The organism is Klebsiella sp. AqSCr (assembly GCF_008452795.1).
Lineage (GTDB): Bacteria > Pseudomonadota > Gammaproteobacteria > Enterobacterales > Enterobacteriaceae > Klebsiella > Klebsiella pneumoniae.
In genome coordinates, this window is the sequence record NZ_MJDM01000010.1 from 164,538 (window position 1) to 179,807 (window position 15,270).

The 15,270-nt window shown below is 58.8% G+C and carries 14 protein-coding genes and 1 tRNA gene; 4 read left to right on the forward strand and 11 right to left on the reverse strand.

Going from position 1 to position 15,270, the window contains the following annotated elements; translation table 11 throughout:
- Positions 1 to 3 precede the first annotated feature (3 nt).
- Complete coding sequence (locus BHE81_RS28390; RefSeq protein ID WP_020316611.1) at positions 4 to 117, forward strand: hypothetical protein; 114 nt, start codon at positions 4 to 6, stop codon at positions 115 to 117.
- Here BHE81_RS28390 and BHE81_RS24615 read toward each other — a convergent pair.
- Positions 74 to 757, reverse strand: a complete 684-nt coding sequence (locus tag BHE81_RS24615; protein ID WP_004221988.1) for a TerC family protein — start codon at positions 755 to 757, stop codon at positions 74 to 76. The two genes, BHE81_RS28390 and BHE81_RS24615, sit on opposite strands and share 44 nt — an antisense overlap.
- A gap of 225 nt (positions 758 to 982) precedes the next feature.
- Here BHE81_RS24615 and BHE81_RS24625 point away from each other — a divergent pair, with 225 nt between their 5' ends.
- Positions 983 to 1,768, forward strand: coding sequence for a DsbA family protein (locus tag BHE81_RS24625; RefSeq protein WP_002885391.1), 786 nt, complete (start codon positions 983 to 985; stop codon positions 1,766 to 1,768).
- Positions 1,769 to 1,813: 45 nt separating this feature from the next.
- Here BHE81_RS24625 and pgaD read toward each other — a convergent pair whose 3' ends face one another.
- From pgaD to pgaA, 4 genes are read right to left on the reverse strand one after another with little or no spacing between them, the layout of a single operon-like run.
- The gene (gene pgaD / locus BHE81_RS24630; protein ID WP_004177775.1) at positions 1,814 to 2,263 is read right to left on the reverse strand and encodes a poly-beta-1,6-N-acetyl-D-glucosamine biosynthesis protein PgaD; all 450 of its coding nucleotides are present in this window, start codon (positions 2,261 to 2,263) and stop codon (positions 1,814 to 1,816) included.
- Positions 2,263 to 3,591, reverse strand: coding sequence for a poly-beta-1,6-N-acetyl-D-glucosamine synthase (gene pgaC, locus BHE81_RS24635; protein WP_002885393.1), 1,329 nt, complete (start codon positions 3,589 to 3,591; stop codon positions 2,263 to 2,265). The genes pgaD and pgaC overlap by 1 nt, the downstream gene beginning before the upstream one ends.
- Positions 3,584 to 5,599, reverse strand: a complete 2,016-nt coding sequence (gene pgaB / locus BHE81_RS24640) for a poly-beta-1,6-N-acetyl-D-glucosamine N-deacetylase PgaB (RefSeq protein WP_023302360.1) — start codon at positions 5,597 to 5,599, stop codon at positions 3,584 to 3,586. Before pgaB ends, pgaC begins: the two co-directional genes overlap by 8 nt.
- Positions 5,600 to 5,607: 8 nt before the next feature.
- A complete protein-coding gene (gene pgaA, locus BHE81_RS24645) occupies positions 5,608 to 8,055 on the reverse strand; it encodes a poly-beta-1,6 N-acetyl-D-glucosamine export porin PgaA (RefSeq protein WP_172622150.1) in 2,448 nt (815 codons plus the stop codon).
- A gap of 633 nt (positions 8,056 to 8,688) precedes the next feature.
- Here pgaA and BHE81_RS24650 point away from each other — a divergent pair.
- The gene (locus BHE81_RS24650; protein WP_002885396.1) at positions 8,689 to 9,255 is read left to right on the forward strand and encodes a helix-turn-helix transcriptional regulator; all 567 of its coding nucleotides are present in this window, start codon (positions 8,689 to 8,691) and stop codon (positions 9,253 to 9,255) included.
- Here BHE81_RS24650 and BHE81_RS28395 read toward each other — a convergent pair.
- Positions 9,250 to 9,372, reverse strand: a complete 123-nt coding sequence (locus tag BHE81_RS28395) for a hypothetical protein (protein ID WP_004146686.1) — start codon at positions 9,370 to 9,372, stop codon at positions 9,250 to 9,252. The genes BHE81_RS24650 and BHE81_RS28395 overlap by 6 nt on opposite strands.
- Before the next feature lie 194 nt (positions 9,373 to 9,566).
- Here BHE81_RS28395 and BHE81_RS24655 point away from each other — a divergent pair, with 194 nt between their 5' ends.
- A complete protein-coding gene (locus BHE81_RS24655) occupies positions 9,567 to 9,857 on the forward strand; it encodes a PerC family transcriptional regulator (RefSeq protein ID WP_004153693.1) in 291 nt (96 codons plus the stop codon).
- 307 nt (positions 9,858 to 10,164) lie between these two features.
- Here BHE81_RS24655 and BHE81_RS24665 read toward each other — a convergent pair.
- The 5 genes from BHE81_RS24665 to cutA all read right to left on the reverse strand — a co-directional run bounded on the left by BHE81_RS24665 (position 10,165) and on the right by cutA (position 15,217).
- Positions 10,165 to 10,240: transfer RNA gene (locus tag BHE81_RS24665), tRNA-Phe, on the reverse strand.
- A gap of 115 nt (positions 10,241 to 10,355) precedes the next feature.
- Positions 10,356 to 12,443: a DUF1176 domain-containing protein gene (locus tag BHE81_RS24670; protein WP_023317427.1), complete on the reverse strand. Its 2,088-nt coding sequence runs from the start codon at positions 12,441 to 12,443 to the stop codon at positions 10,356 to 10,358.
- A gap of 67 nt (positions 12,444 to 12,510) precedes the next feature.
- Positions 12,511 to 13,086, reverse strand: a complete 576-nt coding sequence (locus BHE81_RS24675; RefSeq protein WP_004218175.1) for a transcriptional regulator — start codon at positions 13,084 to 13,086, stop codon at positions 12,511 to 12,513.
- Between the two features lie 35 nt (positions 13,087 to 13,121).
- Positions 13,122 to 14,918 carry a protein-disulfide reductase DsbD gene (locus tag BHE81_RS24680; RefSeq protein ID WP_023343010.1) on the reverse strand — a complete coding sequence of 599 codons (1,797 nt, stop codon included), beginning with the start codon at positions 14,916 to 14,918 and terminating at the stop codon, positions 13,122 to 13,124.
- Positions 14,894 to 15,217 (reverse strand): divalent cation tolerance protein CutA, encoded by a 324-nt coding sequence (gene cutA / locus BHE81_RS24685; RefSeq protein WP_002885422.1) that lies wholly within the window; start codon positions 15,215 to 15,217, stop codon positions 14,894 to 14,896. Before cutA ends, BHE81_RS24680 begins: the two co-directional genes overlap by 25 nt.
- Positions 15,218 to 15,270 lie beyond the last annotated feature (53 nt).

Genomic DNA, 15,270 nt, shown 5'->3' on the forward strand with positions numbered 1-15,270 from the left:
CAAATGCGCCCTGACGGGGAAGAAAAGTGGCGGAAACTTGACGCCGTCGGGGTAGACGGCGCCGTGGATAAGATTAGTCTTTCGCCTGCGGCCGTGGGCGGCGGCGCCATCCGGTGAATAGCACCAGCAGCGCGCCGACGGCGCCAGCCAGGCGCGCGGTGCCCTCGCCGGCGCTGGGAAACAGCTGGCGAATGGTAGGGTCGCTGACCAGCATTGACCCGGCAATCCAGCCGATGAGCATCCCGCCCAGCAGCACCACCGCGGGAAAGCGGGTGAGCAGGACCAGCACCAGCTTGCTGCCGGCGACAATAACCGGAATGCTGATCGCCACGCCGAGGGCGACCAGCGCAATGTGCCCTTTCCCCGCAGCAGCTACCGCCAGTACGTTATCCAGCGACATAATCACATCGGCAACAGTGATGGTGATCGCGGTGCGCCACAGGCTGCCAGAGCTGCTAACCTCGCTCTCTTCTTCCTCATTCCTGACCAGCTTGATGCCAATCCACAGCAGGAGCAGCGCGCCGACTATTTTCAGCCACGGCAGCGACAGGAGATACAAAGCGATCGCCAGCAGCAGAACGCGCGCCAGGATGGCGCCCACGGTACCGATGATGATCGCTTTGGTGCGTTTCTGCGGCGGCAGTTTGCGGCAGGCCATGGCGATCACCACGGCATTGTCGCCACCCAGCAGTAAGTCGATGGCGACAATCTGCAGCATAATCACTGCCATGTCCCATTGTTGAAGAAATGCATACATATCGAGAGAAACCACCTGAAAAAAGAGCAAGAAAAACCGCTGCGCAGGGTACTCCGCCTGGGCCGCGTTGACCACTGGCGCAGACCTGCGCTATCGCGCGGGAAAGAGAGAGCCTGAAAAATAAAGTTACGAATCAAGGCGCCGTTGGGCAAGGCTTCGGCGAAAAAGGGTGATATTTTGTCACCCAGACTCACCTGCCGTTCACTTATCGCAAGGATCCCCACTATGTCTGGCCACAAGAAATACCTCTCTGTCGCCCTGCTGAGCGCTGTCTTACTGCCGGCGATGGCCTCTGCCGCTGACGCGCCGGCGACTTTCACCCCGGAACAGGAGGCGAAAATCGGCAAAATCGCCGCCGACTATCTGGTCGCTCACCCGGAAGTCCTGCTGCAGGCGAGCCAGAAACTGCAGCAAATTCAGGCTGAGCAGCAGGCCAGCGCGGCCACTCAGGCGGTGCTGAAGAACGCCGCCGTGTTGACCCAGGATAAAAATACCCCGACCTACGGCCCGGCCAACGGCAAAGTCACGGTGATCGAATTCTTCGACTACCAGTGCGTCTACTGCAGCCGTCTGGCGCCGGTGATGGAGCAGGTGATTAAAGCGCACCCGCAGACCCGCTTCGCCTTCAAAGAGTGGCCGATTTTCGGCGGCCGCTGGGAAAGCTCGCTGGAGGCGGCAAAAACCGGCCTGCAGATCTATCAGCAGAAAGGGGCGGATGCCTATCTGGCCTACCATAACGGGATTTACGCTACCGGCCATAACGAAGGCAAGCTGACGACGGCGGATATCCAGCAGCAGGCGAAGAAAGCCGGCTTCGATGCGAAGAAGGCCGCCGACGTCGAACCGGTGCTGCAGAGCATAAACGATCTGGCGCAGGAGATTGGTCTGAGCGGCACGCCGGGCGTGATCGTGATGCCGACCACCGGCGCCACGGAAGCCAGCATCACCGTCTTCCCGGGGCTGGCAGACAAAGCCTCGCTGGAAGCCGCCATCAAAAAAGCCGGCGGCTAATCCCCGGCGTATTACCTGTCCAGGCCGCCGACGGCGGCCTTGCTCTCATGCGTCATCGCTCTCTTCCTGCGGCGGCGGTAACGCGTGGCTTTTTAAATCAATAATCTGCCCGATTTGATCGTGGTAAACGGTGAGCAAATTATAGCGGCTCATCTCCGAGATAATCTGTGGCGCGACGTTAAAGCTGCTCGCCAGCTCATCGTCGCGCAGAGCGAGCACCGCGGTATGACGCCGGGTACGGGCGCGGCGCCGGTTGTAGTGATACCAGAGGATCAACAGCCAGCCGTTCAGCGCGGCAATCAGCAGATACACCAGCGCCGTATTCAGGGAGTCCATCAGCGATTCCCAGCGCGGAGAGGGCGGCGCGATGAACTGCATCAGCAAATTGGCGTACAGAAAGAACAGAAAACCGAGCCAGGCCAGCAGCGTTAAGCCGGCGTCGACCAGCCGGGGCAGCACCCGATGTTCGGTTAAGATGAGCGTATTTTCATTCATCACAGGCTTCCTTTTCCCCGGTCCGGACTCACCCAGCGCGCGCGGGAACGTTGACGTTTCACCATCACTTTCGGAAAAGCGACCAGCGTGGTCAGCAGGCCGATCATCCAGTAGACCATCGGGAACCAGATCACCCAGAACAGCGATTTGGCGACCTTTTTCTCATAGCGCCGCTCGATATACAGACTGGCGACGAACTGCAGCAGGCACATCAGGCCGAGCAGCATGCCGGTGAATTCCGGTGGAAACAGGCTATGCACCGCCAGATTGTCAGGCAGCGGCATCAGGCGGCTGAGGATAAACAGCAGAATGGTGATCGCGTAGGCAAAGGCCCACAGCGTGGAGCAGGCATACTCCAGAAACAGCGGCCACATCCGGTGATGCTGCCAGTGAAACAGGCGGCGCAGATTGACCAGAAAGACTTCGGCGCCGCCCTGGGCCCAGCGCAGACGCTGCTTCCATAACCCTTTGAGGGTCTCCGGCATCAGGATCCAGCACAGCGCTCGCGGCTCGAAAAAGATGTCCCAGTGGCGGAGCTGAAGCTTCCAGCTGATATCAATATCTTCAGTGATCATATCCGGGCTCCAGTAGCCGACGTCCGCCAGTGCCTGGCGCCGGAAGGCGGCGATTACGCCGGAGACGGTAAAGACCCGGCCATAGATCCGCTGCGTCCGTTTGATAAGCCCAATGATCGACGAGAACTCCCCAACCTGAATGCGGCCGATCAGCGTGGATCGGGTGCGGATCCGCGGATTGCCGGTGACCGCCCCGACGTGCGGATAATGGATCAACGGCGCGACCAGCCAGGCCGCGGTATCCCGGTCCAGCAGGGCGTCGCCATCGATGCAGACCAGCAGATCGCCGCGGGCGGCGGCGGCGCCCGCTTTGAGCGCCACCGCTTTTCCCTGATTGGCGGCCAGATGGATCACCCGCAGCCTCGGCTCCTCCTGCGCCAGCTGCTGGAGCACCTGGGCGGTGTTGTCCGAAGAGCCGTCGTTAATCGCGATCACTTCAAGGTTGGCGTAACGCTGGGCCAGCGCTGCGCTGATGGTTTCCCGGGCGTTTTTCTCCTCGTTAAAGCAGGGGATCAGGATCGAGATCAGTGGATTGCCCGGCAGCGTCGGCGGCGGGGTATCCTCCCCCCACGGCCAGTGACGTTCCAGCTGAAACCAGAAGTAGAGACCCCCGGTGATCCACAACACTGACATAAACAGCGGCCAGAAAAAGACAAAGTCGAGGATAAGCTCGCCGGTAAATACCGCTGCGACACCTAACGGCAGCCCGAATACGAGGCATAAAATGCACAATGCGATAATGCGATCAGTCATGGTCAGGGTACCACCAGGAAGAAAATTGCGGCCTGATACGAGAGATATCAGGCTGGTTGTTAATAAAATCGTCAGGGTAGTAGCCGTAGTTTTTGACGCCGTTCAGCCGCAGCAAACGCATCCAGTCCGCCAGCTGCTGGTCGGGAATGGCGTTTTGCTGGCGTCGATTCCAGTCTCTGGCCTGCAGTTCAAAGATGGTTTTCTTCAGCGCACCCGGGTGGCGGGCGACGGCCTGCACCAGCCGCGTCAGCCAGGCCTGGCTGGCGTCGATCGGCACGGACTCCATCAGCGGCATCGCCATGGGGACCGTCCAGTCATAGGCGGCAAGGAAGTCATCCAGATTCTGCGCAAACCAGGCTTCGCTTTGCGGCTCCAGGATCGGCAGGGCGAAGAGATTACGCGCCGTTTTCACCTGCGGGCCGCGGATGGCCTGCACTGCCTGGCGTAGATCCAGAGTGAAGCGGGTCAGGGTTTGGCTTTTGAAACGCATCCATGCCTGGCGCTCTTGCGGACGTTGGGGCACCGGGGCGGCATCGTGCCCCAGACCCGTCTGCCGCCAGGCGGCGACCGCCTCCGGGCTCACGTCTTCAAAATCGGTCAGCACGGCGTCGTCGTGAAACAGAATCCCGCTGAAGCTGGCGTGTCGGGCCAGATCTTCGTAGATGTCGGTGATCTGCTGGCGAACCCGGGGATCCCAGGGCGACAGACGGACGTACGGCTGGCGGGCAAGTAACGCCTTCCCGGTTTGCGGATCCCAGCGCTGAACGCGCGGCAGATCTGAGGCAAGATCGAAGGCCAGCACCGGCATCCAGGCATAAACCTTCACATTGCCGCGGGTCTGCAACTGCCAGGAGACGAAGTTAAACAGGTCGGCGCGCATCGGCAGCCAGCGGTTGGGGAAATAGAGCGACTTGACCGTGCCGTCGCCCTGCGGGTCGGAAAAGGCCTGCAGAAAGACATGGCTGATTTTCATGTCATAGACGCGCTGCACCAGCTTATCGATATTCTTCGCCTGCTGGACGGGATTGGGGTCATAGACATAGTCCATATCCACATGCATCACCCGAACAGGATCGGCTTCCTGAATCTGGGTCACGGCGCTGGCAAAGGCCTTGAGCGACGGGTTACCGGCGATCAGCAGGCGTGGAATATTGTCCAGATCCTTCACGTTGCCCAGGCCGTCGTTCAGCGTAAACGCCAGCTGATACCCTTGCTGTTTGGCGATGGCCAGGGTGCTGCCGCTGGCGGCGCCGTAGGGCCACACCCAGGCGCGCGGCGTTTTCCCGGCAACCTCATGGATTTTCGCCGTTACTTTCTGCACGTCATCGGTCATTCGCCGGGTAAACTGCGCGTCGCTTTCATAGCGGCCGGTGGTTTTATCCCAGCCGCGGTTGGCGGCGGCAGGCTCGCGGCTGCCCTGCGGATTGGCCGGCAGACCGTAGTGCGAGGCCCAGGTGTGAGCGCCGATCTCCACCAGCGGCGAGCGGCTGAGCTCGCGCACCATCTCCCAGGTAGCGAAGCGCTCGCGCGGCGTCATCAGGCCGCCAAAATTAACGGGCTGACCAGCGGGAGTGTCCACCCAGCTGCCCACCGGCGCCCACAGCGCCGGGACGTTCCAGGCTTTAAGCAGCGGCCATACGCGGGTGTAAAAGCTGCTGTAACCATCGTCAAAACTGAGGAGAAAAGCCTTGGGCGGCAGCGACTTTAAGCCATAATGTGCATCGAGAATGTCCTGAACGCTAATCGCATGGTAGCCGTTATGCAGCAGCCAGGCGATCTGCTCATTGAGTGCGCTGGTGCGCACCGAAAGATAACGCTGGTCGGCGGCATCGTCTTCGACGTCATGGTAGGCCAGCACCATAAAGCGATCCGCCGGCCAGGGTTGATTGGCCTCCAGTTGGGGGCGCTGCTGCGGGGCGAGGAAGGGGACTTCCTCAGCACGCACGCTGAAGATAAGGCACAGCCAGATGAGAAGCATCAGGCCGTTGCGCAGGGTCGTGTTCAGCATGGTCATCCTTAAAACCGTATATTTGCATCAAGAGTGATGGCGAGGTTGTTTTCACGTTTGCCGTCGTAGGGGCGCTTATCCCAGTTCAGCATCACCCCGGTGTCGACGACGTTGTTCCAGCGCAGGCGCTGCCCGTAACCCAGCACCGTGATCGCCCCGGCGGCGTGATTTTTTTGCCAGTAGCTGCCGCCGCCGGCCAGTAACTGCTGGCTCCAGACGGTGTCATAGCGCTGGTAAAGCGTGTGATCGACGGCCAGCGCCGCGGTGGCGGCGAGGTCCCGTGCCGGACTGTAGTAGGCGGTGTCGGTGCGGCTATTGGCGCTGGCCGACAGACCGGGCTGCAAATCCAGCGTTAACCATGGGGTTTGCCAGAGGCGTTCTTTACCGGAGAGGGTGTACTCCTGGCGGCGGTTGCGATCGGTAAACCGGCTGGCGGCCGCGCTGAAGCGGTACTCCCGGCGTTCGTTTGGAGACCAGCGCAGCCAGCCTTCGCCGCGGTTGGCGCTGACGCCGTTGCGTAACGCGCGCAGCGGCGTCTGCTGCGAAATCCGCTCCAGTTCGCCGCCCAGCTGCCAGCGATCGCTAACGTCATGGGCGGCGGAAAGGCGGACGCCGGGCTTGTTCTCGCCGTGAAAATTGACGCTGGAGAGCTCAAGCTCGCCCCAGTAGTCGCGCGGACGCCATTCAATACCGGCAAACAGCTGGCGACGGCTGCCTTTCCCCTCTTCAAAATTGCCTTCAGCGAAGCGGTGCCCGCCGAACAACCGCCAGCTGTCGGCTAGCGGCGGGCTGTAGATCGCCGTCTCAAAACTGAGGTCGTGCGTGCCGCTCACCGGGTTGTCGGAATGCAGCCCTTTGCCAACGCTCAGGCGCAGCTCGGAGAGATGATGGATCTCGCGCGCTCTGGCCAGGCGCTGGGTGTTCAGATCCCGTGGCGAGCGGGCGACGACGTCGTCAGCCAGCAGATCCATTTGCCGCCACTCCTGCAGATCGAGGGCGACCCAGGCCTGCTGGCGCTCCAGCTGCAGGCTGGCGGGTTCCAGAGATTCCGCCGCTTTTAGCTGGCGTTCGGCTGCCCGTGGCAATCCTCTCTCCTGCAGAAGGGCGGCATAGTCTATCTGCAGGCCCTGGTTTCCAGGGGCCGTCGCCGCCAGGCGCTGCATTCGGGCTTCGGCCTGCGGCAGGTCGTTGGTAGCCGCTAAATAGTGCACGTTAAGCGACTGTGCGGTGAGCCAGTCGTCGTTCGGCTGCGGCGTTGGCGAGCCGTAGAGACGACGGATGTAGGGCGCATTCCTGGTGAGGCGGGCGACATACCGTTGCGCCTCCGGGTACTGACCGGTGTCCAGCAGAGCGTAGAAAAGCTCGTGTTCCTCATTCTGTTGGCTTGTCAGCCACGAAGGATGCTGGTGGATAAGCGTCAGCGCAGGCTCAATTTGCTTAAGGGCGATAAAAGAGGAGATGACCCAGCCGATGGCCCAGTCGGGAACGGTCTGCTGCTGGGCGATCAGGCTTTGGTATTCGCGGATGACCTGCGCGTACTCGGCGCTGGCGTACAGTGCGCCCAGACGATCAATACGCGCCCGGATGATGTCGGGCGCAGCCTGTGGGTCGGGGTGCCAGGCGGCGATCATCGCGTCATACTGCGTGAGCGCCGTGCGGGACAGCGCGTAACGCGCCTTTTCTTCGCGGGAAGGGGTATCGGCAAGGCGCACCAGTTCGGCGGCGGCGTTCAGCTGCAAGTTACGCTTTTCCGCAGGCGTCAGTTCGACGCTATTCGCCAGGCCGAGAGCAGGGGAATCAATCCGGTTGCGGGTCAGGGTCGCCATCAGGCTGGCCAGCGCAGTTTTGTTTTGCGGTTCACGATCGAGGATCTGCGTGTCCACCAACAGCTGGTCCCAGCTTTTGCCCAACCGCAGGTAGACATAGGAGAGCGTCTGCAGGTGCGCAACGCTCGCCTGCTCCGCCACCAGGCGACGCGCTTCGCTGAGCGCCTCGCCGTCCTTGCGGGCATCGGCGAGCGTTTTGATATAGCCGATACGATAGTCGTCGCTGCCAGGGGCCTGGCTGAGTGCCTGCTGCCAGAGGGTGAGCGAGGTTTGCCACTGCTTCTGGTTGCGCAGGGCCTGCGCCGCGGCGGCGGTGCCCCGTGCGGGAATCGGCATATAGACCTGGTAGCGTCGCCAGACTTTCACCACTTCATCGTCCTGACCGGCCCAGAGGGCCACCTGCAGCCAGTCCGCCACCTGAGAAGGGGTTAAGGCATGCCGCAGCTGGTACTGCTGAAGGTAACTGAGAAAGGGGGCGTACTGGCCTTGGCGCGCTTGCAAGATTTGCTGGTCATAGAGCGAATCCGCTCCCTGAACCAGCGCCGGGAAGAGCAAAAGCAAGCCGATTGATAGCGAGAGTTTCGTGTTGCGATTAAACAATAACGTATTTGAATAAGGTGATCTTTCCATTTCTATTTGCCATATGTTCATCAAGAATCCATTGCACAACACGACCGTCCTTTGACGGTGAGTTAAAGGATGAGGATGGTCCCATTTAGCTGACTGGCACTGCAGGTGAATGACCTATTGCAAACTAATAAACATATCTCCTGTTGATAAATGAATGGGTAATTTATACCCGATACGGCAACCGATAAATATGGATAAATTATGGTCTGCGTTTTAAGATAATTCTGTAAAATCGACTTCATTCGAACGGAAGTGTTCAAGTTGATTTCTTTAACCTACTGATATAAATAAAAAAGAAAGTCAGGTGGAATTTTGTTTCAAAATGGCGGTGTGACTTATATTTAGTTGGGGTTAGAGTTTTTTAGGCAATATTTAAGATGATTTCTGACAAAAATTCTCAATAGCAAAAAAAGCATCTTTTCTGTGGATTTTTTTTATTTATAATCAATCTGTTTATTTCCTGTCAGAACGCAAGGAGGGTTTTCACAGCCAGATTCAGATGCCGCGCTAATGATAAATCACAGGTCTCGTTATTTTCACCGCCATGCGAAGCGTTCCATAGGGGGAGGGAAAACGTCTGGTTGACGAGAATTTGTTGATTAAATGTTAAAGGGACGATTTGTGGCAACTTTAATGATATTGGTTACCCAGGATTACTATCTTTTTCAAGGTGTTAAGAATTTTTTTCCTGATATCATTCAGTTAGATTCTAGCGGAAAAGCGATTTTAGATAATGAGGTTGATGAAGTCTCTCTGCTGGTTGATAGCCGCTCGCCGCTTTGCCATTACGATTATCTCGTGCTGGCAGCGGCGAAATCCAGAAAGCGAATATGTTGTATCGTCCTCGATATGCGCCATCGGGAAGAGCATTTACTGAGCCTGAAATCGTTTTTAAACATGTCATTATCACCCGCGGATATGGCGACATTATTTGGTCTTTTTCTGGAGATGAATAGCAAGCGTCTGACCAAAGAGTGGTTTGACGATCTGCGCTTAAGTTTGTCTGAACAGTTAATGTTACGTTTACTCATGGCGGGGATGACCATGGAGGAGGTGGCCGTCAATCTCAATACGTCACTAAAAAGCCTTTACCGCAAGCGTACTGCGCTTTATGAGCGGTTGGGGTTAGATAATTTTAATGAAGCTTGCTTATTTATCTTTCGAAATAAGCTGCTGGAGCAGACCGAACGTTCGTTATGAAGCTTCGCTGTACAGAGAATGGATGTTATCGCAAGGTATTTGTTGACGAAAATCTAATAAATTAAATAGATATTGATAGGTACAACCGTCGATACCCGGCGGTATCGATGATGGCATTCGGCATATAATTCCGGAGCTCTTTGGAAGTATTTACCGCCAATGCGGTTTGCTATGCACAGCGATTATTATAATGAATATATTCCTTGCGCCGCACAGGAATAGTTTTGTCATAAATTAACACTACCATGGTATTCCGACTCACGCGTCGGAATACCATGAGATATCGTGAAAGCATCAGAGGAGCGAGGTGGATGAGAATAAGGGACAGTATTGCTGAGCGGTTAGAGGCATGCGGGCTCTACCGTCGGGCGGCATCCAGATGGATTGAGGTGATGCAGCGTTGTCTGGACGATGAGGACCGAGAGTGGATCCGTCACCATCGCAATCAGTGTCTGAAAAAGGCGCAACGTCCGCCGGCGCCGAAAGAGGAGTTTGCCGACCTCCACCAGGCGGCGAAAGAGACTCAATATCGTATGGGCATTGCGAAGCCCTATGGCGAAGCATTCAGGCTGCCCGGCAAAGGGAAAACGGCCGCCGAGTAATGCCTTTCTTCACGACGTTTGCCTGACGGCTTCGCCTTATCCGGCCTGCGGGTCCTCCACAGGTTCAAACAGCGTAGGCCCGCGCAAGCGCAGCGCCGCCGGGCGATACACATCAGACACCGTACCCGCGGTTGTGCCGGATGGCGGCATAAATGCCTTATCCGGCCTACGAGTCCTCTGCTGGTTCAAACAGCGTAGGCCCGCGCAAGCGCAGCGCCGCCGGGCAGCGGGTGATAGAACGGAGTTCGATGAAGAGTCCGGATGCAGAAAAGCAAAAACCCGCCTTTTGGGCGGGTTCTTTAAATAGTGGTGCCCGGACTCGGAATCGAACCAAGGACACGGGGATTTTCAATCCCCTGCTCTACCGACTGAGCTATCCGGGCAACGGGGCGCATTAAACCGTAATCCGCCCACCCCGTCAACCAAATTTCTTAAATTACTTATCGATTGCTTATCTTTGCGGCAATTCTGCGTTCAAAGGCGTGTTTTGGCTTAACTTCACTGCATGCCGTTATCGCCCTCGCGGGTTTTCCAGCCGCTGGTAATGGCGATAACGTGGCGTAGTCCGGAGATGAGATAATCGCCAATGACCTCCTCGTCCTCACGCGGCGAGCTCAGGGTAATTTCCGCATCCACGCCGTGGCGATAGGCGCCATGATGGCTGAAAATGGTGCCGATATAACACTTCCCGTTCAGCCAGACCGGAATATAGGCCACCGTCTCATAGATATAGTTAACGGCGACGCCGCTGTAGTAGTTATCCGCCTCGTCAGAGGAGGTGCCCGGCGGGATGGGGCAGATCGGCGCGTCGTTGTCGCTGGCGGGTCTGTCTTTCAGCAGGCTGCCCTGCATTACCTCCAGCGAGCGCAGCAGGTCCGCTTTATCGCCGTCGCTCAGGCTGGGGGTCAGCGGCTGATCTTTCTCCGGGGAGCGGATGCTGTTCAGCGTATAGCGATAGCGAACCGTCACCGCGGGCGTCTGGCTGGTGGTGCTGAACGGGCGTAGCAGGTAGAGGTTATCTTCGCCAAACTGGCCGTTGTACCACAGGGCATACACCTGGCCGTTGATTTTGACCCAGTGGTTCCACTGGTTAGCCCCGCGGCCATTAATGGAAAAGAGGGCGCCGGGCACCCCGGCATCGAAATCATCACCATTATCACTGTCGCTGCCGTTGACGGCGGCAAAATCATCATCACCTCGCTTGAGCACCCCGGTGTAGCTGAAGAGCCCGGTGCCGCCCACGTAGCTGTCGATGATCAGGTCGCGTTTGCCGTCGCCGTCGAGGTCGATAAGGGTAAAGCTGACTTTGCCGTTTTCTGAATCCGCGCTAATCGAGGAGCGCAGAAACGCCTGCCACTCATCATCGCTGATATCCGGGGACGGTTTACTGGTCGTGATCAGCGTATCGTCGGCGTAAGTGAGCGTGAAGTCGGTAATATGGCCGGTTAACGGAAACTGCTCGGCGACCTTATTCAGAGACAATTCTGGATCGCTTTTTTGCGCTTTCAACACTGCGTAATACAACGTGCGCAGAGCCAGGTTATCCGCCTCTTTCTGCTGCCTGGGGATCACCTGGCTGACAAAGGTCGGCAGCATCCAGGTGCCACCCGGGGTGATTTCCCGACACATACCGGTGCTGTACTTCAGGCTGGGGGTAAAGGTTTTACCATCCCAAACGCGCGTCTCGCCGGTGACGCAGTCGGCCATGCCCCGTTCTTTGTGCAAAAAGACGATAGCGCCGTCGGCGTAGCTGGAGGCCTCGGTAGTGAGCAGCCGCGGTTTGCTCAACTGGGCGTTATCGACCAGCCACAGGGCGTAACCGTCGTTATAGGGCGCTCGCCAGCAGAGCGCCTGAGCCAGAGAATGGGTTTTATCCAGCGCGGTCAGCGTGATCTGGCGATCTGCCGCCGGAATGGCCTGATTCTGCCAGTCGTCGCAGCGCTGGTTCAGCAGCGGCGTCAGGATGGGCAGCAGTTTCTGGCGCTGAAGCATACTCAACGGCACTGGCTGCGCGTTATGGAGAACCGGGGCGGCGATAATTTCCGGGGCGGGAGTGGCTGGCAAAATGGCATCGTCGCCGGCATCGCCTTTATCCAGCAGCGCATCGGCGGTGCCGGTGCGTCGCTGAAACGCATCCATTTTACCCAGCACCTCGCGGCTGCCGGCGCTGGAAAGCGGCAGGTGCTGGCCGTTAAGGGTGAATTCGATTTTGCGCTGATTCGTTAACGCCTGTAGCAGGGCGGTGGTCTGATCGCTGTCGAGGCGAAAGTGGCTGTCGTCGAGAGCGTCCAGCGCGCCAAAATCCCGGTCGTCGATCAGCAGGCTGGCGGTGGAGTCGGCGGGGATATCGTGCTCGATTTGCGCAAAGGTTACCGTGGCGGTGAGGTGCTGTTCGCTGCCCGCGTTGCGGGTCAACAGCACGCTGACCTCACCCATGCGGACGCCGTAACCCGCCGCCCGGCAGGCGCCGGTATTATCGCAGGCGAGCTCCCAGTCTTTTTGTGCAAAGGAAAAACCTTGCAGGGGAGCCGCCAGCAGGGGCGTAGAGCAGAGGCCCAGCCAGGCAGCCCAGAAGAACGCGCGCATATCAATCCCTGTCAGCAATCAGTGAGGGGGAAATTATAGGCGCGACGTGGCGGTTAGGATATCAGAATCAGGTCAAGGCGCCGCCCATACGGCACTGGGCGAAGCGTAGAATATCTTCAGCCAGCCGCCGGGCGGTATCCACATCCGTCTGGCTACGTTTGACCAGCAGACGGCTCAGACAGCCCTCGACAATCAGCTCCATCTGCTTGGCGACCATTTCCGGGTCATCCACCTCCAGCTGAGTCAGCAGCTCGTGAGTGTAGGCCAGCGAAGCCTGCTTCTGCTGTTCCGCCAGCTGGTGAATGGGGTGCTGAGGATCCGGGTAGAAGGTGCAGGCGGCGATAAACAGGCAGCCCGGGTACCGCTGGTTGCTTACGCAGGTGGTGAGTGCGGCATAGCGTGCCAGCAGCTTTTGCTCTGCGCTTAAGGTCTCGTCCAGCAGGAGCTGACGACGCCAGGCATCCACCTGCTGGCTCAGATAGCGAAGCGCGTCGTACAGCAGCGCTTCGCGGTCAGGCCAGAAGCGTTTCAGGTCGCTCGTCGGGCAGGACACGCGCTCAGCGACCATCTCCAGCGACGTGTTGGCGATACCTTCAATTTCAAGAATCTTAATGGCTTCTGCCAGGACGTCTTCACGTAGCACGGTGTTCTCCTCCATCTTTCCTCCTAAAGTGTCGCTCACGCTTGCCAATCGCGCAAATGGGCGCTGAATGCCGCGGCATCCATAAAGCCGGTGACTCGCCGCTCACGCTGTTCCTGACCCTCAGCGTTGAAGAACAGGATCGTCGGCAGACCCAGCACCTGCAGGTGTTTCAGCAGCGCGACGTCTTGCGGGCTGTTCTTCGTCACATCAACCTGTAATAACACGGTGCCTTTCAGCGCCTGCTGCACGTCAGGTGAACTAAAGGTGTATTTTTCAAACTCTTTGCAGGCCACGCACCAGTCGGCGTAGAGATCGAGCATCACCGGTTGACCTTTCGCCTGCGCCAGCGCCTGGTCAAGCTCGGCCACCGAGCTGACGCGGGTGAAGGCCAGGTGCGCCTGCTGCTCGACCGCCGGGGCGCCAAACGCCCAGTCCTGCAGAGGCCGCGCGCTGACCAGCGCGGCGGCAAGCAGAATGATCTGTACCAGCCGCATCCACGGCCGGGTAGCGCCCAGCGAGGTGATAAACGCCCAGCTGAAGAAGGCGACACCGAGCATTGACCACAGCCGTAACCCCCACTGGTCGCCGAATATGCGTTCCAGCAGGAAGACGGGCAGGGCAAGGATCACAAACCCGAAGGCGGTTTTCACATGGCTCATCCACGGGCCGCTTTTCGGCAGCAGGCGATTGCCAAACACGGTCACAAGGATCAACGGCAGACCCATGCCCAGCGCGTAAAGGTACAGCGTGCCGCCGCCCAGCCACAGATTACCGCTCTGGGCGATATACAACAGAATGGCGCTTAGCGGCGCGGTGGTGCAGGGGGAGCAGATCAGCCCGGCAATAGCGCCCATCGCAAAGACCCCGCCGGGCGAGCCGCCCTGGCGCTTATTGCTGAGCAGCGTCAGCCGGGTCTGCAGCGACGACGGCAGCTGCAGCGTGAACAGGCCGAACATGGAGAGCGCCAGCAGTATAAACACCGCCGACAGGCCGACCAGGACATATGGGTGCTGCAGGGCTGCCTGGAACTGCAGCCCGGCGGCGGCTACCACCAACCCCAGCGCGGTATAGGTCAGGGCCATCCCCTGGACGTAAATAAAGGCCAGCAGCAGGGCGCGCACGGTGGAAAGCCGCTGTTTTCCGCCCAGCACGATGCCCGAAATCAGCGGGTACATCGGCAGCACGCAGGGGGTGAAGGCGATACCAATGCCAATCAGCAGCGCCCACAGGGCGGTGAAGGGCAGACGAGCGGGGACGTCTGCTGGCGGCGCCATGGCAGGCGCCTGCGGCACGGCGTTCTCCTCCATCGGGCGCGGTTCAACTGGCAGCGGCGGATTGAAGGCCGGGCGATGGTTCAGCGACGACACGGGCGCGGCGGCGGTTGGCTGAGCGTCGTTTGAGGCCGCCCGCACGGCGCTCAGCGGGATCACTTTAGTCTCCGGCGGATAACAGAATCCGGCATCGGCGCAGCCCTGCCAGGTGACGGTGAGAGTAGCCTCTTTGTCCGCCTCCTTCACCGTCACCGGCACGGTCAGGCGTTGGCGAAAGATCTCGCTTTTGCCGTAAAACTCATCTTCATGCCACTCTCCCGCCGGCAGCGCCGGTTCGTCGATCGTCGCCCCGGCGGCGCTGAAGGTAAACTGTTGACGATAAAGATAATAACCATCCTTGATTTGCCAGCTCAGGTTGACGTCATGCTGTTGCTGCTGAAAGTCAAAGGCGAAAGCTTGATCAGCAGGCACGAAGTTCGAGCGCCCCGGCGCGTCGAATAACCCGGCGGTGGCTGATGTGCTGCACAGCAGCAGGATCAGCGTAATGATGCGGTAAGCCATGAGAGGTAATCGTTGTCTCCATGCGTGACGGGTAGAACCAGCAGTTCTGGGGTTTGATACGGGTGGTGTGACTTCAGGCAATCCAGCAGCGCCTGCTGATGGGCAAGGTCAGTTTTGAGTAGCATCTGCACTTCATACTCCTGCTCGAGTTTCCCTTCCCAGTAATACAGAGAGGTGGCTCCCGGCAGCAGCGTAGCGCAGGCTGCCACCTTTTCCGCCAGCGCTTTTGCCGCCAGATCCTGGGCGGTCGCTTCGTCCGGCGCGGTACAGAGCACAACAACAGCATCAGGCGTAGTCATCATGAACCTCGTATCAGCGAAAAGAGGCACTATAACACGCAAGATGCGGGGAT